General features: G+C 68.4%; 19 protein-coding genes and 3 rRNA genes. 12 read left to right on the top strand and 10 right to left on the bottom strand.

The annotated features are described in order from the left end of the window. Nucleotides 1-166: 166 nt before the first annotated feature. The gene (locus tag R2D22_RS19795; RefSeq protein WP_318105350.1) at nucleotides 167-1,138 is read left to right on the top strand and encodes a VOC family protein; all 972 of its coding nucleotides are present in this window, start codon (nucleotides 167-169) and stop codon (nucleotides 1,136-1,138) included. Between the two features lie 84 nt (nucleotides 1,139-1,222). On the opposite strand, the gene R2D22_RS19790 is transcribed toward R2D22_RS19795, so the two are convergent. From R2D22_RS19790 to R2D22_RS19780, 3 genes are read right to left on the bottom strand one after another with little or no spacing between them, the layout of a single operon-like run. Continuing rightward, nucleotides 1,223-1,576: a hypothetical protein gene (locus R2D22_RS19790; protein WP_318105347.1), complete on the bottom strand. Its 354-nt coding sequence runs from the start codon at nucleotides 1,574-1,576 to the stop codon at nucleotides 1,223-1,225. Beyond that, a complete protein-coding gene (locus R2D22_RS19785) occupies nucleotides 1,489-1,794 on the bottom strand; it encodes a hypothetical protein (RefSeq protein WP_318105345.1) in 306 nt (101 codons plus the stop codon). Before R2D22_RS19785 ends, R2D22_RS19790 begins: the two co-directional genes overlap by 88 nt. Continuing rightward, nucleotides 1,787-2,560 (bottom strand): TetR/AcrR family transcriptional regulator, encoded by a 774-nt coding sequence (locus tag R2D22_RS19780; protein ID WP_318105343.1) that lies wholly within the window; start codon nucleotides 2,558-2,560, stop codon nucleotides 1,787-1,789. The genes R2D22_RS19785 and R2D22_RS19780 overlap by 8 nt, the downstream gene beginning before the upstream one ends. Nucleotides 2,561-2,738: 178 nt before the next feature. Between R2D22_RS19780 and R2D22_RS19775 the strand changes: the two genes are divergently transcribed. Beyond that, nucleotides 2,739-3,323 carry a hypothetical protein gene (locus R2D22_RS19775; protein ID WP_318105341.1) on the top strand — a complete coding sequence of 195 codons (585 nt, stop codon included), beginning with the start codon at nucleotides 2,739-2,741 and terminating at the stop codon, nucleotides 3,321-3,323. Nucleotides 3,324-3,655: 332 nt separating this feature from the next. On the opposite strand, the gene R2D22_RS19770 is transcribed toward R2D22_RS19775, so the two are convergent. Continuing rightward, complete coding sequence (locus R2D22_RS19770) at nucleotides 3,656-4,297, bottom strand: hypothetical protein (protein ID WP_318105340.1); 642 nt, start codon at nucleotides 4,295-4,297, stop codon at nucleotides 3,656-3,658. Nucleotides 4,298-4,978: 681 nt separating this feature from the next. Between R2D22_RS19770 and R2D22_RS19765 the strand changes: the two genes are divergently transcribed. The 6 genes from R2D22_RS19765 (at nucleotide 4,979) to R2D22_RS19740 (ending at nucleotide 12,091) form a co-directional block, all read left to right on the top strand. Then, nucleotides 4,979-5,287 (top strand): hypothetical protein, encoded by a 309-nt coding sequence (locus R2D22_RS19765; protein WP_017945892.1) that lies wholly within the window; start codon nucleotides 4,979-4,981, stop codon nucleotides 5,285-5,287. Nucleotides 5,288-5,370: 83 nt separating this feature from the next. Further along, complete coding sequence (locus R2D22_RS19760; RefSeq protein ID WP_318105329.1) at nucleotides 5,371-6,186, top strand: hypothetical protein; 816 nt, start codon at nucleotides 5,371-5,373, stop codon at nucleotides 6,184-6,186. After that, nucleotides 6,176-7,540 (top strand): hypothetical protein, encoded by a 1,365-nt coding sequence (locus R2D22_RS19755; protein ID WP_318105327.1) that lies wholly within the window; start codon nucleotides 6,176-6,178, stop codon nucleotides 7,538-7,540. The genes R2D22_RS19760 and R2D22_RS19755 overlap by 11 nt, the downstream gene beginning before the upstream one ends. After that, a complete protein-coding gene (locus R2D22_RS19750) occupies nucleotides 7,537-9,090 on the top strand; it encodes an SCO6880 family protein (RefSeq protein ID WP_318105325.1) in 1,554 nt (517 codons plus the stop codon). The genes R2D22_RS19755 and R2D22_RS19750 overlap by 4 nt, the downstream gene beginning before the upstream one ends. A gap of 34 nt (nucleotides 9,091-9,124) precedes the next feature. Next, entirely contained in the window at nucleotides 9,125-10,537 is a 1,413-nt protein-coding gene (locus R2D22_RS19745; RefSeq protein WP_318105323.1) for an ATP-binding protein, read from the top strand. A 27-nt stretch (nucleotides 10,538-10,564) separates the two neighbouring features. Continuing rightward, nucleotides 10,565-12,091, top strand: a complete 1,527-nt coding sequence (locus tag R2D22_RS19740) for a type VI secretion protein (protein ID WP_318105322.1) — start codon at nucleotides 10,565-10,567, stop codon at nucleotides 12,089-12,091. Between the two features lie 16 nt (nucleotides 12,092-12,107). Here R2D22_RS19740 and R2D22_RS19735 read toward each other — a convergent pair whose 3' ends face one another. Together R2D22_RS19735 and R2D22_RS19730 are read right to left on the bottom strand one after the other, a co-directional pair. Continuing rightward, nucleotides 12,108-13,571, bottom strand: a complete 1,464-nt coding sequence (locus R2D22_RS19735) for a serine/threonine-protein kinase (RefSeq protein WP_318105320.1) — start codon at nucleotides 13,569-13,571, stop codon at nucleotides 12,108-12,110. A gap of 86 nt (nucleotides 13,572-13,657) precedes the next feature. Beyond that, nucleotides 13,658-14,221: a GNAT family N-acetyltransferase gene (locus R2D22_RS19730; protein WP_318105317.1), complete on the bottom strand. Its 564-nt coding sequence runs from the start codon at nucleotides 14,219-14,221 to the stop codon at nucleotides 13,658-13,660. 148 nt (nucleotides 14,222-14,369) lie between these two features. Here R2D22_RS19730 and R2D22_RS19725 point away from each other — a divergent pair, with 148 nt between their 5' ends. From R2D22_RS19725 to R2D22_RS19710, 4 genes are read left to right on the top strand one after another with little or no spacing between them, the layout of a single operon-like run. After that, nucleotides 14,370-15,281: an ABC transporter ATP-binding protein gene (locus R2D22_RS19725; protein WP_318105315.1), complete on the top strand. Its 912-nt coding sequence runs from the start codon at nucleotides 14,370-14,372 to the stop codon at nucleotides 15,279-15,281. Further along, nucleotides 15,278-16,111, top strand: a complete 834-nt coding sequence (locus R2D22_RS19720; protein ID WP_318105313.1) for an ABC transporter permease — start codon at nucleotides 15,278-15,280, stop codon at nucleotides 16,109-16,111. Before R2D22_RS19725 ends, R2D22_RS19720 begins: the two co-directional genes overlap by 4 nt. Before the next feature lie 25 nt (nucleotides 16,112-16,136). Beyond that, entirely contained in the window at nucleotides 16,137-17,417 is a 1,281-nt protein-coding gene (locus R2D22_RS19715; protein WP_318105310.1) for a sensor histidine kinase, read from the top strand. Then, nucleotides 17,414-18,088, top strand: a complete 675-nt coding sequence (locus R2D22_RS19710; RefSeq protein WP_318105307.1) for a response regulator — start codon at nucleotides 17,414-17,416, stop codon at nucleotides 18,086-18,088. Before R2D22_RS19715 ends, R2D22_RS19710 begins: the two co-directional genes overlap by 4 nt. An 89-nt stretch (nucleotides 18,089-18,177) precedes the next feature. Here R2D22_RS19710 and rrf read toward each other — a convergent pair. The 4 genes from rrf to R2D22_RS19690 form a co-directional block, all read right to left on the bottom strand. Further along, nucleotides 18,178-18,294, bottom strand: a 5S ribosomal RNA gene (gene rrf, locus R2D22_RS19705). A 73-nt stretch (nucleotides 18,295-18,367) separates the two neighbouring features. After that, nucleotides 18,368-21,485, bottom strand: a 23S ribosomal RNA gene (locus tag R2D22_RS19700). Nucleotides 21,486-21,770: 285 nt separating this feature from the next. Beyond that, nucleotides 21,771-23,294 (bottom strand): 16S ribosomal RNA (locus R2D22_RS19695). The 16S, 23S and 5S rRNA genes sit together here, the layout of an rRNA operon. A 643-nt stretch (nucleotides 23,295-23,937) precedes the next feature. Beyond that, nucleotides 23,938-24,492, bottom strand: a complete 555-nt coding sequence (locus R2D22_RS19690; RefSeq protein ID WP_318105304.1) for a MarR family winged helix-turn-helix transcriptional regulator — start codon at nucleotides 24,490-24,492, stop codon at nucleotides 23,938-23,940. Nucleotides 24,493-24,630: the final 138 nt, after the last annotated feature.

The raw sequence follows: 24,630 nt of genomic DNA, 5'->3' as shown, positions 1-24,630 counted from the left end.
GAACCAGGGCCCCTTGACATCTCTATGTCACATGACACTCCCAGCCCACTCGACCTGTGGCGGGAACGCGGGGGCTACGGTGGCCATGGAAGTCTCCAAGTGGGGAAGTGGGTTGGTCGCGCGAACTCATCCACAACCTGGCCCAGAGCCTGTGAAGGGGAGCCCGATGACCTCGTACGCCTGGCAGAAGTCCTCGTACTGCCCGCAGGGCGAAGCCTGCCTGCACGCAGCCGCCACCGCCGACGGCAACATCGCTCTCACCGAGTCCGACGACCCCACCGGCTCCATAGTCACCACCACCCCCGCCCGCTTCCGCGCGCTCCTGGACTCTGTCCGGGCGGGCGGGCCCTTCACCTACGACGAGATCGAGGTCCTGCCCGGCCCCGACGGCGTCGTCCGGCTGCGGGACGTGGACGGGGGCGCCGTCGTGACGACGTCCCGGGCGAACTGGGACGCCTTCGCCCGCGGCGCGCGGGACGGCGAGTTCGACCACCTCGTACGGATCCGGCCGCGGCAGTTCCACGAGGCCGCGGGGACGGAGGACTGGCGGGTCCTCGGCGAGGGCGCGTGTGCGTACTTCCGTACGGGATCGTTCGCGGCGGGCGTGCGGTTCGTGCAGGCGATCGGGGAGCGGGTCGGGGAAGGGCCCGACATCGACCTGCGGGCCGAGGGCGTGACCGTCCGGCTGATCACGCTGACGGCGGAGTACTACGGAATGACCGAGCGGCACGTGACGCTCGCCCGGGAGATCTCGGCCGTGGCACACGAGCTGGGCCTCACGGCGGACCCGTCCGCCGTGCAGACGGTCCAGGTGACCGTGGACGCCCTGGCGATCGAGAAGGTCACACCGTTCTGGCGGGCGCTGCTCGGGTACGAGGAGCGGGCCGGGAGCGGTGAGGACCTGGTCGATCCGCAGGGGCGCGGCGCCCCGTTCTACTTCCAGGAGATGGACGCGGCGCGGCCACAGCGCAACCGGGTGCACGTCGACGTGTGGGTGCCGTACGACCGGGCCCAGGCCCGGATCGCCGCGGCGATCGCGGCGGGCGGGACGCTCGTGACGGACGAGCACGCACCGGGCCACTGGGTGCTGGCCGACCCCGAGGGCAACGAGGCCTGCGTGGGCACCACGGGCGGCTGAGCGGCCAGGAGCGCCGGGAGCGGCCGGAGTCGCCGACGCCGCGGCCGCATCGCACGGCTCGTGGCGTCGGCGGTCAGACTGCCGTCAGGCGGGCCGCGTGAGCGGCCGCGACGAGCGCTTCAGGACCGTGATGCCGACGGCCAGGGCCCAGTAGACGACCAGCGCGGCAGTCATGGCGGTGTTGCCCCAGCCGACCGCACTGTAGAAGTCGGCCGCGTCCGTCCCGAAGAACAGGGACGGAACGAACGCGAGGTTGACGATCGCGACGGCGTAGGCGAGGCGTCCGGTCCAGCGCGGCAGCGTTCCACTGCGCAGGATCGCGTATCCGGCGGCCGTCAGCAGGATCGCCGTCAGGAGCCGGGCCCACCGAGCCGTGCAGGAGCATGTTCGCGTGGGACGTAGGCCAGCCCGGAGCCGAACACCAGACTCGCCGGCCACTCGAACTCGGGGCCCGCGCTCCGGATCAGATGGCGCAGCCCCGTGAGGAAGACCAGGAGCGCACCGCACGTCAGGATGTTCAGCAGGATCCTGGCCAGCACGTTCGATGCCGGCGGTGCTCCGGAGTACACGAAGTAGAGGGGGACGCTGACTGCGGCGAGTGCGCCGGCGGCGACGCCGCAGACGCCCATGAGCCGTCCTAAGCGGATGTCATTCATCCCGTGCTTCCTTCCGTCGTACGTCAGGGGATGCCAGTCGGGTCTCGATGCCGTCCAGCAGGCACTGCATGCCGTGGCGGACGATGGGAGTGACGTCGCCGTCCTCCTCGTCGTCGAGCCCCTCAGTGCCCAAGAGCGAGCACAGGGTGGGGAATCGATCCGGGTCCAGGCGCTCGGCCAGGACCTGGCCGTAGGCGGCGGCCTTTGCGGGGTCGAGTTCGGTGGCGACCCGTGCCAGGTCGCGCACAGCGCTGGAGACGAAGGTGGCGAGCGGAATCAGCTCGCCGTGGTCGAGTCCGGCGCGGTGGAGAGGGGCCAGCAGGGCCTCCAGCCACGCCAGTTCGTTCGGGCCGACCGGTGCGCTCAGCGTCTTCGCCTGCAGCATCCACGGGTGACCGAGGTAGACGCCCCACAGCGCCTGCACCCACGACTCGACCTCGGTGCGCCATGTCGTGTCGGGCGAGGAGGTCGCGGGTGGCCGGCCGGTGGCGGCGTCGGTCATCGCCGCGATGAGCTGGTCCTTGCTCGCGACGTGCCGGTAGAGCGCCATCGCGGTACAGCCCAGTTCGGACGCCACGCGCTGCATCGAGAGCCCGTCCAGACCTTCGGCGTCGGCGACGGCGACCGCGGTACGCACGATCAGGTCGACGCCCAGCCGGGGACGGGCTTGCTCGGCGCGGTCGGCATCCGCGCGCCACAGGAGGTCTGCGACGGCGCTCAGTTCGTTCGTGCTCTTGGAGCCCTCGGTGCGATTTGCGTCAGGCATGAACCCCTCCCGATAGCTTGTTTACACGCTTAAACAAGGGCTCACTCTTCGGTCGCACCGCCCCCTCCGCTGCGCGGCGGAGCAGGTGCGGCCCGCTGGGCGATGCCCGGTGGGCCGCCGGCTGCGAGCGTCGAGACCGAGCGGGCCGGCCCGGGCCCACCGGAACCGAGGACCGCCCATGCAGCCGACCCCGCACGTCAAGGAACCCGCCGTCGCTGTCCGACCCGGGCGCCTTCGCGCCGCGTGGCGGTCGGCGCACGAACCGGCCGACGGAGTGTCCCGGCGGATGCGACTGCTCGCGTACGCCGTCCCGCTCACCGTTCTGCCGGCCGGGCTGTGGCGACTTCCCGCCGCGTTCGACACGGGCATCGGGATCGGCGAGCGGCTGTACATCGTGTTCCTGTCGCTGTTCTCCGAGGCGGTCGCCTTCACGGCGATCGGCCTGATCGCCCGGTGGGGCGAGGTGTTCCCGGCCTGGATCCCGCTGCTGCGAGGGCGGAGGGTGCCCACGACGCCGGTGGTCGTCCTGGGGTCCCTCGGGGCGGCGTTCGTGACGCTGCTGTTCAGCGTTCTGACGGTGGTCAGCCAGCTGGCGGGCACGACGATCCGGGGCGACGAACTGCCCGCGGACTTCCCCAGCGAGGCCGGCGGTTGGGAGGCCGCGTCGTTCTACGTCTGCTACGCCCCGCTGCTGCTGTGGGGCCCGCTGCTGGCCGTGCTGACGGTGGCGTACGCGAGGCGGCGCCGCAACCGGAACCGGTGACGGTGACGGTCATGCAGGTGCGGGTCGACCTGAGGTGCTTGGGGTGGGCCGGGTCCTCAAGAGGCGGGTGGGACGGGGTCCACGCGAACAGGCCGGTTGGCGCGTGCCACCGTGGGCGGCTGCCGCGCCCGTGGGTGGGATGCGCGGCAGTTGCATGGGGTGCCCCATCCCGTCTCGGCGGCACGGCGGCCGTCCCGGGGCCGGGCCTCATGCCCCGCTGGTCATTGCCCGGCGCGCACTAACGAAGAGATTAAGAGCAAGGGTGGGGCGGGTGTTGCGTGGTGTGACTCAGGAGGCGACACCCGGGCGGCAATAGTTCGCTTACGTCGGTGTCAGACCCCAAAGGCAGGGAGGGCCAGGGCGTACGCGCCGTAGAGGAAGGAGGCGGCGAAAGCGCTGATGACCAAGAACCAGATCACTTGGCTTCTCATGGAGCCCGGCCCCGGGCAGCGGACGGCGATCTCCGGCTTCTGCGGATGGTAGGCGACACGAATGGGCCTGCCCTTGTCACTGCCTCGGATGTAACGGGTCACGCCGTCGGAATCCACGTACGCGTTGGTGGTGTAGCCGTTCCGGAAGACCTGCTGAGCGTCCACGGTGATGCCGTGGCGAGGCAGGTACCACAGCCTCCACAGACCCGGAAAGTCGTGGGAGGCGTGGAACGCGATCCCCACGCCGACTTCCCCGAGCAGCAGCACAGCGATCGCGCGGCTCGGATCCCTGCCGACGAACCCCGCGGCCACCGCGAAGAGCGCCATCGCGGCCACGGCGGCGTACCCCGCGCGCTTGCGGCCGGCCGACAACAGCCAGTCGTCTTCCAGCTCGTCTTGGGCGGCGGCAGCGATCCTCAAGCTGCGGGTGACGACGAGCGTGGTGCCGTCGACCTCCCCTTCACCCGTGGCGCGCTCCGGCAGCATGGCGTTCACCCTGTCCGCGAAGAGGGTGGCGGCGGCTGCGCTCACGACGCGGCGCACCGGCCGCGCTCCCTCCCCCACCACCGGGCAATGACCAGCCGGGCATGAAGCCAGCCCCGTGGCGGCCGGCTGCCGCCGAGACGGCATTGGGCAAACCCATTGCACTGGTGCGCAACCCACCCACGGGCCTGCCGACGCCCACGGCCCCGGCGCACAGCGGCGCACCCGCGTGGACCCGTCCCCACGGGCCGCCCTCCGAGTGTGAAAAGGCGTGCTCCGGTGGTGGGTCAAGGGTGGAGCGAAGCGAAATCGCGAAGCGACGCGACGCAGGAGCGCCCTTGACGCGGCACCGGAGCACGCCACACTCGGAAAGAGGGCGGCCCCACCAGAAGCGGGCAAGACCGTTCACCCCTAGCGCCTCACCCCGGCCCGCACCCGCATGACCGGCCGTCGCGGCACGCGGAGACCCCGCACCCCGACGCGTACGCGCCCTGAGGTGTAACAACGACAGTAATTGCCCGGAGTCACCCTGCGTGATACACAGAGTGACCATACGCGTCTTCGCATACAACCAGCCCGCGCCGCCGCAGGTCAGCGCGGCCGGTTCGGTCAAATGTGCGGTGATCGGGTAAAGAGAGCCGCCAAGCCGTCACACGCGAGCGGTTTCATCAGCGAAGATAGGGCGATGACCCATGCCATCGGGCACGGGCAACGAACTACCCAACAGGGGCGGTGAGTTACATGTACCTGGCGGCCGAAAAGGGCGACATCACCACCATCATCGGTGGAATCGCCCCTAACTGGGGGCCTTTCGGGAGCCTGGGGAACGAGGCCCGCGTGATGATCGAGGTCGTGATGGCGGTGGCCATCCTCCTCTGCCTCGGCATCGCGATCTGGGGTGCGGCCAAACAGCGCATCGGCGCGACCGCCCTCCGGGACACGTTCAGCGCCGAACAGGGCAAGGGCCTGATCGTGGCCGGCCTGACCGGCGTCTTCATCATCGGCTCGCTGGGGACGCTGTTCACCATCGTGTACGGAATGGCTGTCTGACCTCCCCTGATGTCCAGTCACCACACCGTGAGAGCAGCACGACCACTGTCGAACCCGCGAAGGGTTGAGGGGGCGTACCCGGCATGAGCCTCGGCGACGAGAACGACGGCTACGAGGGCGGTGTGGGCGGCGCGCGCCAGACACGTACGCGCCTCCCGGAGGGTGCCACCGGCGACCCCTACGGCGGCCGCCGCCCCGCCGCGCGCGGATCGCGGTCGCTCATCACGGTGGTCGGCGTGGTGGTCCTCCTGATCGCGGCGATCGCCTTCGCGAACCGCGGCAACGGGGGGGACGCCGACACGGGCACGGACGGCGCGAAGAACCCGGGTGTGTCGCCGACGGCGGCGACGGGGGTCGTGCCAGTGGGCAAAGGCTGGGCGAAGGACGAGCAGGGCGCGCAGAGCGCGGCGTCGAACTACGCGGTGCTGCTGGGTTCTGACGGCATGTTCAACGACGAGCGCCGCCACGACATTGTGCGCTCGATCGCTGATCCGAGCACGCTCGAAGCGCTCCAGTCCGGCTTCGACGCCGACTACTCGCAGGCGTTTCGGACCCAGATCGGCCTGAACGCCGACGGCAGCGCGCCGGACGGCTCGACCTTCGTCAACCGCACGGTCCCCGCCGGGGCCAAGGTCAAACGCTTCGCGGGTGACACGGCTGAAGTCGACGTGTGGTGCGTCGGGCTGTTCGGCCTCACGGGTGAGGGGTCCACCAAGCCGGTGACGAGCGGCTGGTTCACGGTGAGCTTCAAGCTCCAGTGGAACAACTCCGACTGGAAGGTCCTGTCCACCTCGCAGAAGACCGGCCCCACGCCCGTGACCGGGGACAACCCCGTGTCAGGGTCCGAGGAGATCTCCGACGCGGTCAAGGAGTTCGGGGGGTTCACGTATGCCCGCTAGTCATCGATCTCGTACCCGCTCTGTCCTCGGCGTCCTCGTGGCCGCCCAGGTGGCGGCCTTCTCCCTGGCGTCCAGCGCGTCCGCCGCGCCCAGCCCCACGCCGACGCCTTCGTCCACGCCGTCACCCGGCGCGAGCAACGACCCATGCGCGCTGATCGCCGGGCCTGCGCGCCAGTACTGCGAAAACGGCCAACCCGGCCGTACCGGCGGAGCAACCACCCCCGACCCCACCTCCGCCCTGGACCCCCTCACCTCCCTCGCCCGCGGCTGCGCCGACGCCGCCGTGGCGATCGTCGACGCGCTGTCCAAGGCGGTCAAAGAGACCGCCGACGTCGACTTCACGAACTCCGCGTTCCTCGCCCGCTACGCGGTCGTGTTCGCCGCCGCCACCTTCCTCACGCTCCTCCTCTGGCTCCTGGCCGTCGCCAAGCGGGCCATCCGCGGCGTGCCGCTGACCATCGCGCTGTCCGAGGCGATCGGGTTCCTCTGGCTGACCGTTCTCGCGTCCGCGTTCACGCCGCTGATCCTCTACACCGTCGTGTCGGCGACCGACTCCGTCACCGAGGTCATCGCCTCCGGCACCAACCAACAGACGGACGTCTTCTTCGGCAGCTTCAAGCAGGCGCTCCAGAAGGGCGACAGCATCGGCGGCGGGCCGATCATGCTGATCATCGTGTCGCTCGTCACGGTCCTCGCCGCCGGCGTGCTGTTCCTCGAACTGTTCCTGCGGGCCGTCCTGCTCTACGTGGGCGCGCTGCTCGGCGTCGTCGTGTACTCCGGGCTCGTCGACAAGAACATGTGGGGGCACGTCCGCCGCTGGGCCGGGATCATGATCGCGGTGATCCTCGTCAAGCCGGTCATCGTGATCGTGCTCGGGCTCGCCGGGGCGCTCAGCTCCGGGACCGGGCCGGACTCGTTCTCCGCCGTCGTGTCCGGGCTGGCCATCATCCTGCTCGCGATCTTCGCCTCGGCGATGATCTACCGGTTCGTGCCGGGCTTCGGCGACGAGATCGTCGCCTCCCGGAACAACCGCCTGCACCGCGCCGGCGAGAACGCCGCCGCCGCCGTCATCTCCTCCCCCGCCTCGCTCGTCTCGCAAGGCATCAAGACCCACAGCACCCGCGACAACGGAGGCGGCGGAGGGAACAGCGGCTCGCAGGCCGCGCGCCCCGCCAACGCGGTCTCCGGGGGCGTCGCCGCCCACAGCAGCCGCGGGGGCGGCGGCGGATCTGTCCCCTCCGCCGCACCCCCGCCGCCGCCGCGCAGCGGCGGTAGCGGCAGCGCCGCCCCGACCACCGGCACCCCGCACAGCAACCGCAAGAGCACAGGAAGCACAGGAGGTGGAGGGCGTTGACGACCCAGTCCCATGCGGTCGCGCCCCGCCGCACGTATCTGATCGGCCGCGCCCGGCCGAACGCGATCGTCGGCAAGAACCGCGAGACCGGCGAGATCGCGCTGATCATCGCGGGCGCGTTCCTCGGCATGATGAGCGGACTGCTGGTCCCCGTCCTGTCCCTGCGGATCGTGCTGCTCACCGGCTTCCCGATGCTGGCGCTGGCCGCCGTGTACGTGCCGTACAAGCACCGCACCTTCTACAAATGGTTTGAAATCAACCGCAGTTACAAGCGCATCCTCAAGCGCGGCACCGCCTACCGTTCCGGGGCCGCCGAGGCCGGCACCAGGCTCGACGGGCGTGAGGTGGAGATCGGCCCGCCGCCCGGCATCGGGCGGATCAGCTGGCTGTCCGCCCCGTTCGGGCCGGACGAGATCGCCGTACTGCTGCACGCCGACCGGCGTACCGTCACCGCCGCCATCGAGATCGAGGGCCCCGGCGTCGGCCTGCGCGACAGCGAGGACCAGGAGGCGCTGGTCGACCGGTTCGGCACGCTGCTCAAGCACGTCGCCAACGGGGACGGCTTCGTCACCCGCCTGCAGATGCTGGCCCGCACCCTGCCCGCCGACCCGGACGCGCACGCCAAGGACGTCGCCCAGCGCGGCGACAGGCAGGCCCCGGCCTGGCTCCAGCAGTCGTACGACCAGCTCCAGTCGATGGTCTCCACCTCCAGCGAGCAGCACCGCGCCTACCTCGTCGCGTGCATGCACTACACCCGCGAACTCGCCGCCGAGGCCAACGCCATGGCCCGCGCCGCCCGCCAGGCGGCCGGTACGAAGAAGCTCGACCAGGACGCCGGGCTCGCCGTCGTCATGGCCCGTGAGCTGACGGACATCTGCGCCCGGCTCGCCGAGGCGGACATCCGGGTACGGCAGCCCCTCGGCCAGTCCCGGCTCGCGTCCCTCGTGCACTCCATGTACGACCCGGACCACCCCATCGACCACATCCAGGCGATGACGAAACGAAACGCTTGGCCGGCCGAGCTGGACGCCGTCGAGCCGACGTTCCTGCAGGCCAAGACCCGCGAGTCGTCCACCCGCGCGCCCTGGTGCCACGCCACCGCCTGGGTGAAGGAATGGCCGATGACGCCCGTCGGCGTCAACTTCCTCGCCCCGCTGCTCGTCCACACCCCGGACGTCATCCGCACGGTCGCCGTCACCATGGACCTGGAGCCGACCGAGATCGCCATCGAGCGGATGCTGACCGAGAAGACGAACGACGAGGCCGAGGCCAACCGCGCCGCCAAGATGAACCGCACGGTCGACCCGCGCGACATCGCCGCGCACGGCCGGCTCGACCAGCGGGGTGAAGATCTCGCCAGCGGCGCGGCAGGCGTCAACCTCGTCGGGTACATCACTGTGTCGTCGCGTTCCCCCGAAGCCCTGGCCAGGGACAAGCGCACGATCAGGGCCTCCGCCGGCAAGTCGTATCTGAAGCTGGAGTGGTGCGACCGCGAGCACCACCGGGCCTTTGTGAACACCTTGCCGTTCGCGACCGGCATCCGACGCTGAGCACGGCCTAGCGCCGATAGGGGCCCTGATCCTGATGCGAGATCCGCTGTCCGTCCTGACCGAAGCCTTCACCTCCTTCCTCTTCGGCAAGGTCGAGACGACCCGGCTGCCGGTACGGACGTCCACCGGACAGGCCCAGGCCGTCTACCTGCCGACGGCCGCGCCCGGCCTCGGCGACTCGGGCGTGATCATCGGCCGCGAGGTGTACAGCGGCAAGGGCTACATCTACGACCCCTTCCAGCTGTACGGCCAGCAGCTCCCCGCCCCGCACTGGCTCGTCCTCGGCGAATCCGGCAACGGCAAGTCGGCGCTCGAGAAGACGTACGTGCTCCGGCAGTTGCGGTTCCGCGACCGCCAGGTCGTCGTCCTCGACGCGCAGGGCGAGGACGGTGTCGGCGAGTGGAACCTCATCGCCCAGGAGCTGGGGATAACGCCGATCCGGCTCGACCCGATGGTCGCCGTCGACGACGGCATCCGGCTCAACCCGCTCGACCCCTCGATCACCACCACCGGCCAGCTCGCGCTGCTCCGGACGATCATCGAGGTGGCGATGGGGCACGGCCTGGACGAGCGCTCCGGCTTTGCGCTGAAGGTGGCGCACGCGTACGTCAACGACCACATCACCGACCGGCAGCCGATCCTCACCGACATCGTCGAGCAACTGCGCCACCCCGAGGCGGAGTCCGCCGAGGCGATGAACGTCGACATAGACGACGTACGGGCCTGGGGCCTGGACGTCGCACTCGTCCTGGACCGGCTGGTCGACGGCGACCTGCGCGGCATGTTCGACGGGCCGACGACCGTCGGCATCGACCTCGACGCGCCGCTGATCGTCTTCGACCTCTCGCACATCGACCGCAACTCGATCGCGATGCCGATCCTGATGGCGATCGTCGGCGTGTGGCTGGAGCACACCTGGATCCGCCCCGACCGGAAGAAGCGCATCTTCCTGGTCGAGGAGGCCTGGCACATCATCAACAGCCCCTTCGTGGCCCAGCTGTTCCAGCGGCTGCTGAAGTTCGGGCGCCGGCTCGGCCTGTCGTTCGTGGCGGTGGTCCACCACCTGTCCGACGTCGTGGACGGGGCGGCGGCCAAGGAGGCCGCGGCCATCCTGAAGATGGCCTCGACCCGGACCATCTACGCCCAGAAGGCGGACGAGGCACGGGCGACGGGCCGGGTCCTCGGCCTGCCCCGGTGGGCGGTCGAGATCATCCCGACGCTCACCCCGGGCATCGCGGTCTGGGACGTCAACGGCAACGTGCAGGTGGTCAAACACCTGATCACGGAGGCGGAACGGCCATTGGTCTACACGGACCGGGCCATGACCGAGGCCTCGCTGCCGGACGACGTCCAGGAGGCGGAGTGGGAGGCGGAGCGCCGGGCCGCGCTGATCGAACAGCAGCAGCGGGCGGAGCTCGGCGAGTCCTCCGAGTCGACGGTGGCGTAGGCGACGACAGGGCATACGGCGGTGGCGGTGGAACGGCGCGACGAACGGCACGGGGAACGGCGCGAGGGCGGCGGGATCCCGGACGGCCTCCTGGTGGGGCTGCTCGGGTTCCTGGTCGGCCTCACGGTCCTGATCTGGACGGCGACGGGCCTCGCCGGCCTGTTCGCGCACGGTGCCTGGCCGGACGGAGTCACCTTCGCCCGGACGCCACTGGCCGCCCGCTCGCTCCTCGGCGCCCCGCAGGACCTGGCGGCGGCCTGGCCGGCCACCCCGCCGGGCCAGCTCTCCGGCTACGGGCTGTTCTGGGGGCTGCTGATCGGTGAGCTGATGGTGCTGGCGGTGCTCGCGGTGTTCGTCGTCGGCACGCTGGCGCGGTGGAAGGCGGTACGGCAACGGGGCGGCGCGGCGAAGACGGCGGCTCCGGCGGCGGCTCCGCAGCCGGTACGGGAGGCCGAGCCCGAGCCCGTACGGGAACCGGAACCCCAGCCTGTGCGCGCACCCGCGCCCGAGCCCCGGCTCGAACCCGCGCCCCAGCCCGTCGTCGAGGCGGCCCTCGTCGAGGCCACGGCCCCCCAGCCCTCGTCCGAGCCCCCCGCGCACCCGGACCCGCTCCCCGTCCCCTCCCCCCGTACCCCCCGCCTCGTCTACGGCGCCGCGGCGGCGCGGCGGCCGTCGGCGCTGCGGGCGGTGCAGGAGGCCGAAGGGGCCGTGCTCGTCGTCACGTCCGACCCCTCGCTCTGGAACGACACGAAGGACGCCCGGGCCAAGCTCGGCCCCGTCCTCCTCTACGACCCGGGGCACCTGTGCGACACCCCCGCCCGGCTCCGCTGGTCGCCCACCAGCGGCTGCGAGGATCCCGCGATCGCCCAGGAGCGGGCGCTCGCGCTGCTCGCCCCCGTACGGCCTCCGTCCCGTCTCGACGCGGCCGTCGCCGAGACCGCCGAAACGCTCCTGCGCTGCTGGCTGCACGCGGCCGCCGTCGACGGGCGCCCCTTCAAGCAGCTGCACCGCTGGGCCCAGGGCACCGGCGCGCACGAGCCGGTACGGATCCTGCGCACCCACCCGAAGGCGGCCGGCGGCTACGCGGGACTGCTCGAGGCCCAGCTCACCGCGCACACCGAGCGCCGCGACGTGGCGCAGGAGCTGACGGCGCGTGCGCTGGCGGCGCTGTCGTCCGTGCACATCCGGGACGCCTGCACGCCGAACCGGGCCGATGCGCTGACACTGGAATCTTTCGTCCGTGAAGGGGGCACCCTTTACGTGGTGGGGGAACCGATCGAGGACCCGCGCAGCCGCCCCGGCGCAATGCCCCTGCTCACCGCTCTCACCGCAAGCGTGGTCGAGCACGGCCGCCGCATGGCCGCACGGTCATCCGACGGTCGGCTCGACCCACCACTCGCGCTCGTCCTCGACGACGTCGCCGCGGTGGCCCCGCTCCCGCAGCTCCCGGAGCTGCTGGCGACCGGCCAGGACCGCGGCCTGCCGACCCTGGTCCTGCTCCGCTCCCAGGAACAGGCCCGCAGCCGCTGGGAGCAGTCGCTTCCTCAGGCATGAAGCCCGGTCCGGGCCGTCAACGGCCCAGGAGCGCATCGAGGGGCGGCTGGCGCGTGTACGTCCCGACGGGGGCGTGCCGGCGCAAGGCCGCGTCCAAGCGGGCCAGTTCGGCGTGCTTCCCCGCCGGCCCGTACCACAGGAACGTGCCGACCTTTCTGCTGGGCCCCTGCGTCCGCAGGACGTACGGCACGTCCCGCATGCTGCGCGGCTCGACCATCAGCATCCACCGGGCCCTGCCCAACTCCTCCCCGAACCCCATGACCGAGACGCTGTTGATGCCGTCCCAGGAGGTGTGCCACCTCCGGTCGCCGAAGTCGTACGCCAGGCCTCGCGCGTCCACCCGGACGAAGCCCCGCCTCCTGAGCAAGGTCGACAGCCCGACCACGATGATGAGGACGGCTCCCCCGCCCACACCCACAGGCGCAGCCGCCATGTACCCCGAGAACATCCCCAGAAGGCCGAGCGTCATGGACACCCCCGCGACCCCGAACGCGGGTCGCATCCACGTCACGCCCCAGTTCAGCGCCGTTCCCGCGTCCCAGTGCTCGGGGGCCGACGGCCCCTCGTCCCGGGCGGCCTCTCCGGGCGCCCCCGGCACCGTCACCGTCGGTGTCGTCGGTGTCGTCGGTGTCGGCACTGGGATCGGTGTCGACATCGGTGCCTGCGGGTCCACCACCGTCGACGCGGACGCGCCCGGCGCCGCCGCCTCCCCCTCGGCCAGCAGCCCCAGCAGCTCTCCCGCCGTCGGCCGCCGCCCCGGGTCCTTCTCCAGGCACCGCGCCACCAGCCCCCGCAGCCCCTCCGGCACCCCGTCCAACCTCGGTACGTCGTGGACGACGCGGTACAGCAGCGCCGGCACGCTCCCGGCCCCGAACGGGCCCTCCCCCGTCGCCGCGAACGCGAGCACGGCGCCCAGCGAGAAGACGTCGCTCGGGGCCCCGACCTCCTCGCCCGTCGCCTGCTCCGGCGACATGAACCCCGGCGTGCCGACCACGAGCCCCGTGCCCGTCAGGGCGGTCGCGCCCTCCAGGGCCTTGGAGATCCCGAAGTCGATGACCCGCGGCCCGTCCGTCGTGACCAGCACGTTCGACGGCTTCAGGTCCCGGTGCACGAGCCCCGTCCGGTGGATGGCGTCCAGCGCCTCGGCGAGACCCGTCGCCAGGCCCCGTAACGCCGCCTCGCCCATCGGGCCGTCCCGGCGGACCAGCTCGCCGAGTTCCGGGGCCTCGATGTACGCGCTCGCCACCCATGGGGAGGCCGCCTCCGGGTCCGCGTCGACGACCGGGGCCGTCCAGAAGCCACCGACGGCCCGGGCCGCCTCGATCTCACGGCGGAACCGCCGCCGGAAGCCCGGATCGGCGGCGTGCTCGGAGCGGACCACCTTCACGGCGACCTGTCGGCCGCTGACCGACCGGCCCAGATAGACGCGTCCCATCCCGCCCTCGCCGAGCAGCCCGGTCAGCCGGTACGGGCCGATCACCGACGGATCTCCCGGCCCTAACTCCCGCATGCCGCCCCCGAGTTCATCTCAGCATCAGGAGACCAGTGAACCACCGGTCGGGCGCCTCAGGCGGTCGGCCGACGGATCTCGTACTCCAGCTCCAGGGCCCCGTCGTCGCCCGGCATGGGGACCGTCTCCCCCGTCGCCGTGAAGCCGAAGCGGCGGTAGAAGGCCGCGGCCCGCGCGTTGTCCTCGTGGACGTACAGCCGGACGCGCTGGACGGCCGGGTCCGGAAGCGTCCAGGACCAGTCCACACCAGCCTGGAACAGCGCCTCCGTCACGCCCGTGCCGCGCGCCTCCGGACGGACGTACACGCCGACGACGTGCGTCTGGTCGACCTTGGCCGCTTCGCCGAACCGGACCTCGTCCGAGGGACGCTCCACGAGCACCGTGATCGTCCCCGCCCACGTGCCGTCCGGGGCCTCCGCGACGAACTGGCGGGCCGTCGTACTGCCCTCTGAAGCGCCCTCCGCACGCCCCTGCCAGAAGGACTCCGGCTGGGCGAGCGCGTTGTCGTACGTCTCCAGGAACGCGATCGACGCGGCCGGGTCCTGCAGCGCGGCGAGCCGGAGCTCGCGGGTCTTCTCCCACTCGTCGGCGCGGACGGGGCGTATCAGGTAGTCGTTCATCCGCCGATCCTCGCCTCGGCGCCCCCGCCCCGACAAGGGGATATCGGAGTCGGCCGGCTCACCGTCGTACCCCGGTACTACGCCCGGTCCGCCGCTTGCCGTCCACGGTCGGACGTCCGGCCGCCGCCCGCTCCCTACCGTCGAAGACATGATCAGCGCCTACGAACTCACCAAGCGGTACGGGGACAAGACCGTCGTCCACGACCTGAGCTTCACCGTCCGGCCCGGAACCGTCACCGGCTTCCTCGGGCCCAACGGCGCCGGGAAGTCCACCACCCTGCGCATGCTGCTCGGCCTGGACGCGCCCACCCGAGGCCGCGCCACCGTCGGCGGCCGGTCGTACGCCGCCCACCCCGCGCCGCTCACGCAGGTCGGCGCACTGCTGGAGGCCCGGTCCGTCCACCCCGGCCGGTCCGCCCTGAACCACCTCATGGCCCTCGCCCACACCCATGGCATCCCGCGCTCCCGCGTCGACCACGTCCTCGAGCTCGCCGGCCTCACCGAGGTCGCCCGCCGCCGGGTCAAGGGCTTCTCGCTCGGCATGGGGCAGCGGCTCGGCATCGCCGCCGCGTTGCTCGGCGACCCGGAGACGGTGATCCTCGACGAACCGGTCAACGGGCTCGACCCCGAGGGCGTCCGCTGGATCCGCAACCTCCTCAAGTCGCTGGCCACCGAGGGCCGTACGGTCCTGGTCTCGTCCCACCTGATGAGCGAGATGGCGCTGACCGCCGACCACCTGATCGTCATCGGACGCGGCCGGCTGCTCGCCGACACCACGGTCGCCGAGCTCGTCCGGGAGGCCGGTGGGGACACCGTCAAGGTGGTCACCCCGGAGGCCGACCGGCTGCGCACGCTGCTGCTGTCCACCGGCGCCCAGGTCGCCGCCGAGGAGGCCGCCGACACCCTCCGGGTCAGCGGCACGGACGCCGCCGCCGTCGGTCGCACCGCCGCCGCCCACGGCGTCCCGCTGTACGAACTCACCCCGCAGACCGCCTCGTTGGAGCAGGCGTTCATGGACCTCACCCATGACTCGGTGGAATACCAGGGAGCAGCCGCATGAGCACCGTCACCGCCGACACCACGACCGGCACTGCCGCCACTGCCGCCACTGCCGCCAGGGCGTCCTCGTACCGCGTCACCCCCGCCCGCGTCCTGCGCTCCGAATGGCACAAGCTGTGGACGGTCCGCTCCGCCTGGATCACGCTGCTCACCGGCGTCCTCCTCGTCCTCGGCGTCGGCATCCTCATGGGCGCCACGTACGAGAGCGGCGGCGGCGACTCCGACGTCGACACCGTGCTCCTCACCCTGTACGGCACCCAGCTGGGCGGCGTCTGCCTCGCCGTCCTCGGCATCCTCGTCACGGCCGGCGAGTACACCACCGGCATGATCCGCGCCTCGCTCACCGCCGTCCCGCGCAGACTGCCCGTCCTGTGGGCGAAGGCCGCCGTGTTCACCGCCACGGTCTTCACGCTCTCCCTGCTCACCGCGCTGCTCACCTTCCAGGTGGCGCAGGTGTTCCTGGGCGACACCGACCAGGCCGCGTCCCTCACCGACGACGGCGTCCTCGGCGCGATCGCGGGCAACGCGGCCGGCACCACCCTCCTCGCCGTCGTCGCCCTCGGCCTCGGCGCGACGCTCCGCTCGGTGGCCGGCGCGATCGGCGCGTTCATCGGCGGCGTGATGGTGCTCCCCGAGGTCATCGGGATGCTCCCGTACGACACGATGGAGACGGTCGTCCGCTACTTCCCGACCCAGGCCGCCGGGGCCCTCGGCACCGCCACCCCGATGCCGGGGGCCGCGACCCCGGGCGCGGCGCTCCTCGCGCTCGTACTGTGGGCCGCCGCGGCCCTGGCCGTACCGGCCGTGTTGCTCAAGCGCCGGGACGTGTGACGGCGGACGGGCGATCATGAGAGGCATGGAGACGACGACGGGCGCCCCGGACCAGGACTGGTCCGCGGGCGCCCCGCCGCTGAGCCGGTACATCCAGCGGACGGTGCGGTGGGCCCGGGACTTCGACCTTCGCCGCCCTTGGGTCTGGGACCTCCTGGTGACCCTGTTCTGGACCGGCGCGGCGCTGACCGACGCGGCCGGCGGCTGGCGCACCACCGCCCGCGACCCGGACGTGCCGGTGTGGCTGGTCGTGACGACCAGCCTGGCCCTGTCCGTCCCGCTGTTCTGGCGCCGCCGACGGCCGCTGACGGCGCTCGGCGTGATGGCGGCGGCCGCGGCCGTCGGCTACGGCTCGGGGGCCTTCCTCCAGGCCGCGTACCTCCAGATGATCCTGGTCTTCGACATCGCCCTGCGGCTGCCGCCGCGGACCCTGGTGTGGCCGCTCGCGCTCGCCCTGCCGCCGCTGGTGATCGGCGCGGTCCGCTTCCCGAAGGAAAGTTGGGACCAGCTGATCGTGCCGACGATGTGGGCGTACGCGATGGTCGCGCTGCTCGGCATCGCCGTCCGCGCCCGCCGCGACCACAACGCCGCGCTCGTCGAGCGGGCCCACCGCCTGGAGGTCGAACGCGACCAGCAGGCCAGGCTCGCGACCGTCGCCGAACGGACCCGCATCGCCCGCGAGATGCACGACATCATCGGCCACAACCTGTCCGTCATCACCGGCCTCGCCGACGGCGGCGCCTACGCGGCCGCCAAGAGCCCCGAACGCGCCGCCCAGGCGCTCACCGCCATCGGCGACACGAGCCGGCAGGCCCTCGCCGAACTCCGCCGTCTGCTCGGCGTCCTGAGCGCCGACAGCGACGACGTGGACGCGAGCGAGGCGGACCGCGCGCCGCAGCCCACCCTGGCCGACCTGGACGCCCTGGTCGACGGTGTACGGGCCGCGGGCCTGCCGGTGCGCCTCGACGTCCACGCCGCCCCCGAGCCGCTGCCCCTGTCGGCGGGACGGCAGTTGACGGTGTATCGGGTGGTGCAGGAGGCGCTGACGAACACCTTGAAGCACGCGCGAGGCGCGGCGCCGAGCGCGGAGGTGGTGCTGACGTACAACAGGCAGGCTCTGGACGTCCGCGTCACGGACACGGGGGACGGGACAGGCGGCGACGGCGAACGCACCGGCGGGGGCCAGGGGCTGAGCGGAATGCGCGAGCGCACGGCGCTCTACGACGGCACACTCGAGACAGGCCCGCTGCCCACCGGCGGCTGGCAGGTAAGGCTCCGACTCGCACTGGAGGACACCCCGTCGTGACGACCGTGCTCATCGCGGACGACCAGCCGATGCAACGCTTCGGATTCCGCATGCTGTTGGAGAGCCAGGACGACATGACGGTGGTCGGCGAGGCGGCTAACGGCAGCGAGGCCGTCCGCCTGGCCGAGCAGTACCACCCGGACGTCGCCCTCATGGACGTCCGCATGCCCGGCCTGGACGGCATCGAGGCCACCCGGCGCATCGTCGCCGCGGGCAACCGCACCCGCGTCCTCATCGTCACCACCTTCGACCTCGACGAGTACGCGTACGACGGCCTGCGCGCCGGCGCCTCCGGCTTCCTGGTGAAGGACGCCCGGCCCGAGGAACTCCTCGCCGGCATCAGGGCGGTGGCGAGCGGCGACGCGGTCGTCGCCCCCAGCCTCACCCGCCGCCTCCTGGACACGTACGTCCACCACCTGCCGGCCGCCCCGGGGGCTCCGGCGACCCCCGCCGCTGAGGATCCGCGGCTGCGCGCCCTGACGGAACGGGAGCGCGAGATCCTCACGGTCATCGCCCAGGGCTGGACGAACACGGAGATCGCGGAACGCCTCCACCTCGCCGAGTCGACGGTGAAGACGCACATCAGCCGCATCCTGGCGAAGACCGGCGCGCGCGACCGCGTCCAGGCGGTCATCCTCGCGTACGACACCCAGCTCGTCGCCCCGTCCTGACCACCCGAAGGTGGGGGCGCGGCAACGCCCCTTCCCCTGAACGCAGAAAAGCCCCGCACCATAAGGTGCGGGGCTTTCCCACAATGATTGTTCGGCGGCGTCCTACTCTCCCACAGGGTCCCCCCTGCAGTACCATCGGCGCTGAAAGGCTTAGCTTCCGGGTTCGGAATGTAACCGGGCGTTTCCCTAACGCTATGACCACCGAAACACTATGAAGTTGAACTCAACCGGCAAAGGGAGTTCGTTACTTCAGAACTAACACAGTGGACGCGAGCAACTGAGGACAAGCCCTCGGCCTATTAGTACCGGTCAGCTCCACCCATTACTGGGCTTCCACATCCGGCCTATCAACCCAGTCGTCTACTGGGAGCCTTACCCTCTCAAGGAGGTGGGAATACTCATCTCGAAGCAGGCTTCCCGCTTAGATGCTTTCAGCGGTTATCCCTCCCGAACGTAGCCAACCAGCCATGCCCTTGGCAGGACAACTGGCACACCAGAGGTTCGTCCGTCCCGGTCCTCTCGTACTAGGGACAGCCCTTCTCAATATTCCTGCGCGCACAGAGGATAGGGACCGAACTGTCTCACGACGTTCTAAACCCAGCTCGCGTACCGCTTTAATGGGCGAACAGCCCAACCCTTGGGACCGACTCCAGCCCCAGGATGCGACGAGCCGACATCGAGGTGCCAAACCATCCCGTCGATATGGACTCTTGGGGAAGATCAGCCTGTTATCCCCGGGGTACCTTTTATCCGTTGAGCGACGGCGCTTCCACAAGCCACCGCCGGATCACTAGTCCCGACTTTCGTCCCTGCTCGACCCGTCGGTCTCACAGTCAAGCTCCCTTGTGCACTTACACTCAACACCTGATTGCCAACCAGGCTGAGGGAACCTTTGGGCGCCTCCGTTACCCTTTGGGAGGCAACCGCCCCAGTTAAACTACCCATCAGACACTGTCCCTGATCCGGATCACGGACCGAGGTTAGACATCCAGCACGACCAGAGTGGTATTTCAACGGCGACTCCACAACCACTGGCGTGGCTGCTTCAAAGTCTCCCACCTATCCTACACAAGCCGAACCGAACACCAATATCAAACTGTAGTAAAGGTCCCGGGGTCTTTCCGTCCTTCTGCGCGAAACGAGCATCTTTACTCGTAGTGCAATTTCACCGGGCCTATGGTTGAGACAGTCGAGAAGTCGTTACGCCATTCGTGCAGGTCGGAACTTACCCGACAAGGAATTTCGCTACCTTAGGATGGTTATAGTTACCACCGCCGTTTACTGGCGCTTAAGTTCTCAGCTTCGCCCTGTCGAAACAGAGCTAACCGGTCCCCTTAACGTTCCAGCACCGGGCAGGCGTCAGTCCGTATACATCGCCTTACGGCTTCGCACGGACCTGTGTTTTTAGTAAACAGTCGCTTCTCGCTGGTCTCTGCGGCCACCCCCAGCTCAGAGTGCAAGACTCATCACCAGACGTGGCCCCCTTCTCCCGAAGTTACGGGGGCATTTTGCCGAGTTCCTTAACCATAGTTCACCCGAACGCCTCGGTATTCTCTACCTGACCACCTGAGTCGGTTTAGGGTACGGGCCGCCATGAAACTCGCTAGAGGCTTTTCTCGACAGCATAGGATCATCCACTTCACCACAATCGGCTCGGCATCAGGTCTCAGGCTACGTGCTGTCCGGATTTGCCTAGACAGCGCCCTACACCCTTACCCCGGGACAACCACCGCCCGGGCTGGACTACCTTCCTGCGTCACCCCCATCGCTTACCTACTACCACCTTGGGTCAGCGGCTCCACCACTCCCCTTTGCCCGAAGGCTCCGGGGCGGCTTCACGGCCTTAGCATTAATGGGCTCGATATTGGGCGTTTCAAAGCGGGTACCGGAATATCAACCGGTTGTCCATCGACTACGCCTGTCGGCCTCGCCTTAGGTCCCGACTTACCCTGGGCAGATCAGCTTGACCCAGGAACCCTTAGTCAATCGGCGCACACGTTTCTCACGTGTGTATCGCTACTCATGCCTGCATTCTCACTCGTGAACCGTCCACAACTCGCTTCCGCGGCTGCTTCACCCGGCACACGACGCTCCCCTACCCATCACAGTCCCCGTTGGGGGTATGTACTGCAATGACACGACTTCGGCGGTACGCTTGAGCCCCGCTACATTGTCGGCGCGGAATCACTTGACCAGTGAGCTATTACGCACTCTTTCAAGGGTGGCTGCTTCTAAGCCAACCTCCTGGTTGTCTCTGCGACTCCACATCCTTTCCCACTTAGCGTACGCTTAGGGGCCTTAGTCGATGCTCTGGGCTGTTTCCCTCTCGACCATGGAGCTTATCCCCCACAGTCTCACTGCCGTGCTCTCACTTACCGGCATTCGGAGTTTGGCTAAGGTCAGTAACCCGGTAGGGCCCATCGCCTATCCAGTGCTCTACCTCCGGCAAGAAACACACGACGCTGCACCTAAATGCATTTCGGGGAGAACCAGCTATCACGGAGTTTGATTGGCCTTTCACCCCTAACCACAGGTCATCCCCCAGGTTTTCAACCCTGGTGGGTTCGGTCCTCCACGAAGTCTTACCTCCGCTTCAACCTGCCCATGGCTAGATCACTCCGCTTCGGGTCTTGAGCGCGCTACTGAATCGCCCTATTCGGACTCGCTTTCGCTACGGCTTCCCCACACGGGTTAACCTCGCAACACACCGCAAACTCGCAGGCTCATTCTTCAAAAGGCACGCAGTCACGAGACGTGCAATCACGTCCGACGCTCCCACGGCTTGTAGGCACACGGTTTCAGGTACTATTTCACTCCGCTCCCGCGGTACTTTTCACCATTCCCTCACGGTACTATCCGCTATCGGTCACCAGGGAATATTTAGGCTTAGCGGGTGGTCCCGCCAGATTCACACGGGATTTCTCGGGCCCCGTGCTACTTGGGTGTCTCTCAAGCAAGCCGCTGACGTTTCGGCTACGGGGGTCTTACCCTCTACGCCGGACCTTTCGCATGTCCTTCGCCTACATCAACGGTTTCTGACTCGCCTCACAGCCGGCAGACTGTGAAAGAGAGATCCCACAACCCCGCATGCGCAACCCCTGCCGGGTATCACACGCATACGGTTTGGCCTCATCCGGTTTCGCTCGCCACTACTCCCGGAATCACGGTTGTTTTCTCTTCCTGAGGGTACTGAGATGTTTCACTTCCCCTCGTTCCCTCCACATGCCCTATGTGTTCAGGCATGGGTGACAGCCCATGACGACTGCCGGGTTTCCCCATTCGGAAACCCCCGGATCAAAGCCTGGTTGACGGCTCCCCGGGGACTATCGTGGCCTCCCACGTCCTTCATCGGTTCCTGGTGCCAAGGCATCCACCGTGCGCCCTTAAAAACTTGGCCACAGATGCTCGCGTCCACTGTGTAGTTCTCAAGCAACGACCAGCCACCCATCACCCTGACCACTAGAGCCAAGTTCACTGGGGCCGGCATCGCGAAGGTTCGACCAACCGGCCGTACCCTCAGATACCCAACAACGTGCCAAGCACGAGTCCCGTCCGTGTCGTTCCGTTCCACGCCGAAGCAGTACTGGGAAGACCTTCAGGACACTCGTGCCAACTAATCAACGTTCCACCCATGAGCTGACCGTGCAGAACATTTGCCTGCAATCGGTGCTGTGCTCCTTAGAAAGGAGGTGATCCAGCCGCACCTTCCGGTACGGCTACCTTGTTACGACTTCGTCCCAATCGCCAGTCCCACCTTCGACGGCTCCCTCCACAAGGGTTGGGCCACCGGCTTCGGGTGTTACCGACTTTCGTGACGTGACGGGCGGTGTGTACAAGGCCCGGGAACGTATTCACCGCAGCAATGCTGATCTGCGATTACTAGCAACTCCGACTTCATGGGGTCGAGTTGCAGACCCCAATCCGAACTGAGACAGGCTTTTTGAGATTCGCTCCGCCTCGCGGCATCGCAGCTCTTTGTACCTGCCATTGTAGCACGTGTGCAGCCCAAGACATAAGGGGCATGATGACTTGACGTCGTCCCCACCTTCCTCCGAGTTGACCCCGGCGGTCTCCTGTGAGTCCCCATCACCCCGAAGGGCATGCTGGCAACACAGGACAAGGGTTGCGCTCGTTGCGGGACTTAACCCAACATCTCACGACACGAGCTGACGACAGCCATGCACCACCTGTATACCGACCACAAGGGGGGCACTATCTCTAATGCTTTCCGGTATATGTCAAGCCTTGGTAAGGTTCTTCGCGTTGCGTCGAATTAAGCCACATGCTCCGCTGCTTGTGCGGGCCCCCGTCAATTCCTTTGAGTTTTAGCCTTGCGGCCGTACTCCCCAGGCGGGGAACTTAATGCGTTAGCTGCGGCACCGACGACGTGGAATGTCGCCAACACCTAGTTCCCAACGTTTACGGCGTGGACTACCAGGGTATCTAATCCTGTTCGCTCCCCACGCTTTCGCTCCTCAGCGTCAGTAATGGCCCAGAGATCCGCCTTCGCCACCGGTGTTCCTCCTGATATCTGCGCATTTCACCGCTACACCAGGAATTCCGATCTCCCCTACCACACTCTAGCCTGCCCGTATCGAATGCAGACCCGGGGTTAAGCCCCGGGCTTTCACATCCGACGCGACAAGCCGCCTACGAGCTCTTTACGCCCAATAATTCCGGACAACGCTTGCGCCCTACGTATTACCGCGGCTGCTGGCACGTAGTTAGCCGGCGCTTCTTCTGCAGGTACCGTCACTTTCGCTTCTTCCCTGCTGAAAGAGGTTTACAACCCGAAGGCCGTCATCCCTCACGCGGCGTCGCTGCATCAGGCTTTCGCCCATTGTGCAATATTCCCCACTGCTGCCTCCCGTAGGAGTCTGGGCCGTGTCTCAGTCCCAGTGTGGCCGGTCGCCCTCTCAGGCCGGCTACCCGTCGTCGCCTTGGTAGGCCATCACCCCACCAACAAGCTGATAGGCCGCGGGCTCATCCTTCACCGCCGGAGCTTTCCACCCGGGAAGATGCCTTCCCAGGTCGTATCCGGTATTAGACCCCGTTTCCAGGGCTTGTCCCAGAGTGAAGGGCAGATTGCCCACGTGTTACTCACCCGTTCGCCACTAATCCACCCCGAAGGGCTTCATCGTTCGACTTGCATGTGTTAAGCACGCCGCCAGCGTTCGTCCTGAGCCAGGATCAAACTCTCCGTGAATGTTTACCGGTTATCCGGTGACACTCGCGTTGAGCGGAACGTCCGGTCGGAATAGGACCGAACGTTCACAGCGTCCTCGCTGTGTATGTTGCCTACCTGCCACATGGGCCAGTAGGACTTCAAAGGAACCTCGACCATCCGAAGATGGACGGGGTATCAACTAATCTGGCGTTGATTTTTGGCACGCTGTTGAGTTCTCAAGGAACGGACGCTTCCTTCGTACTCACCCTCTCGGGCTTTCCTCCGGGCTTTTCCCTTCGGTCTTGCGTTTCCGACTCTATCAGATCTTTTCGATCCGATTTCCTCGGTGCCTTTCGGCTGCTTTCCGGTCCCTTTCGCTTTCGCTCCGGGCCCTTCCGGCGGTTCCGACTCTATCAGATCCTTTCGGCGTCTGATTCCCAGTCAGCGGGGGTTGTCTTTCCGGCTGTTGGGCCGTTCCGACGCTCAAACTCTAGCGGATTTCCCCGGCGACTCATAATCGAGCCATTCGAAATGAATTACGGCATGCCGAAATTCGTCCCGGTCCGGGAGATCGTGCGAGTTGAGTTGCCGCTACTGCGGCGGGATGGCTGTCGAAGAACCGTTACGGCCCCGCGACAACTCGGAGAACACTACGGATCCGGGAGGGGCGTGTCAACCCCGGTCAGTCCAGGTCCGTCAGTCGCCCGCCGGCGTCCGGCTGGGCGTGCTCCACGCGGCGGAGCAGGCGGGTGAGGAGGCCGCCGAGAACACCGCGCTCCTCCGTCGACAGGTCCTGGAGGAGGTCCTCCTCGAAGCCCGTCGCCATGCGCATGGCCTCCTGCCACTTCGCGCGGCCCTCGTCCGTCAGCTCGACGATCACGCGCACGCGGTTGTTCTCGTCCCGGTCGCGGGTGACCAGGCCCTCGCCGGCCATGCGGTCGATGCGATGGGTCATGGCGGCCGGGGTGAGGCCGAGCCGCTTCGCGAGCTCGCCGGGGCCGAGGCGGTACGGGGCGCCGGCGAGGACGAGGTGTTTGAGGACCTCCCACTCGGCGTTGCTGATGCCGAGGTCGGAGAGCTGGCGGCCGTACGCGACGTTCATCCGCCGGTTCAGCCGGCCGAGGGAGGAGACGACCTTCTCGACCTGGGGGTCGAGGTCGCGGTACTCGCGCTGATACGCAGCGACGAGCTCGTCGAGGGTCGGCTCCTGCGGCGACTGCGCCTGGGTGTCGGACATGCCTCGAGTATCCCACGCAACTCATTGGCGTCGAAGTCCTTGGATGTGTATTGTTAAGGCTCTAACTTTAGCGTTGAAGTCTTCAAGGCTCAGACCTACGGGTTCGAAGCCGCACGTGACGGAGTGGGTGGTTGTGAC

The organism is Streptomyces sp. HUAS YS2 (assembly GCF_033343995.1).
Lineage (GTDB): Bacteria > Actinomycetota > Actinomycetes > Streptomycetales > Streptomycetaceae > Streptomyces > Streptomyces solicathayae.
Note: the sequence above shows the minus strand (reverse complement) of the source record. Positions and strands in the feature narration are given on the sequence as shown.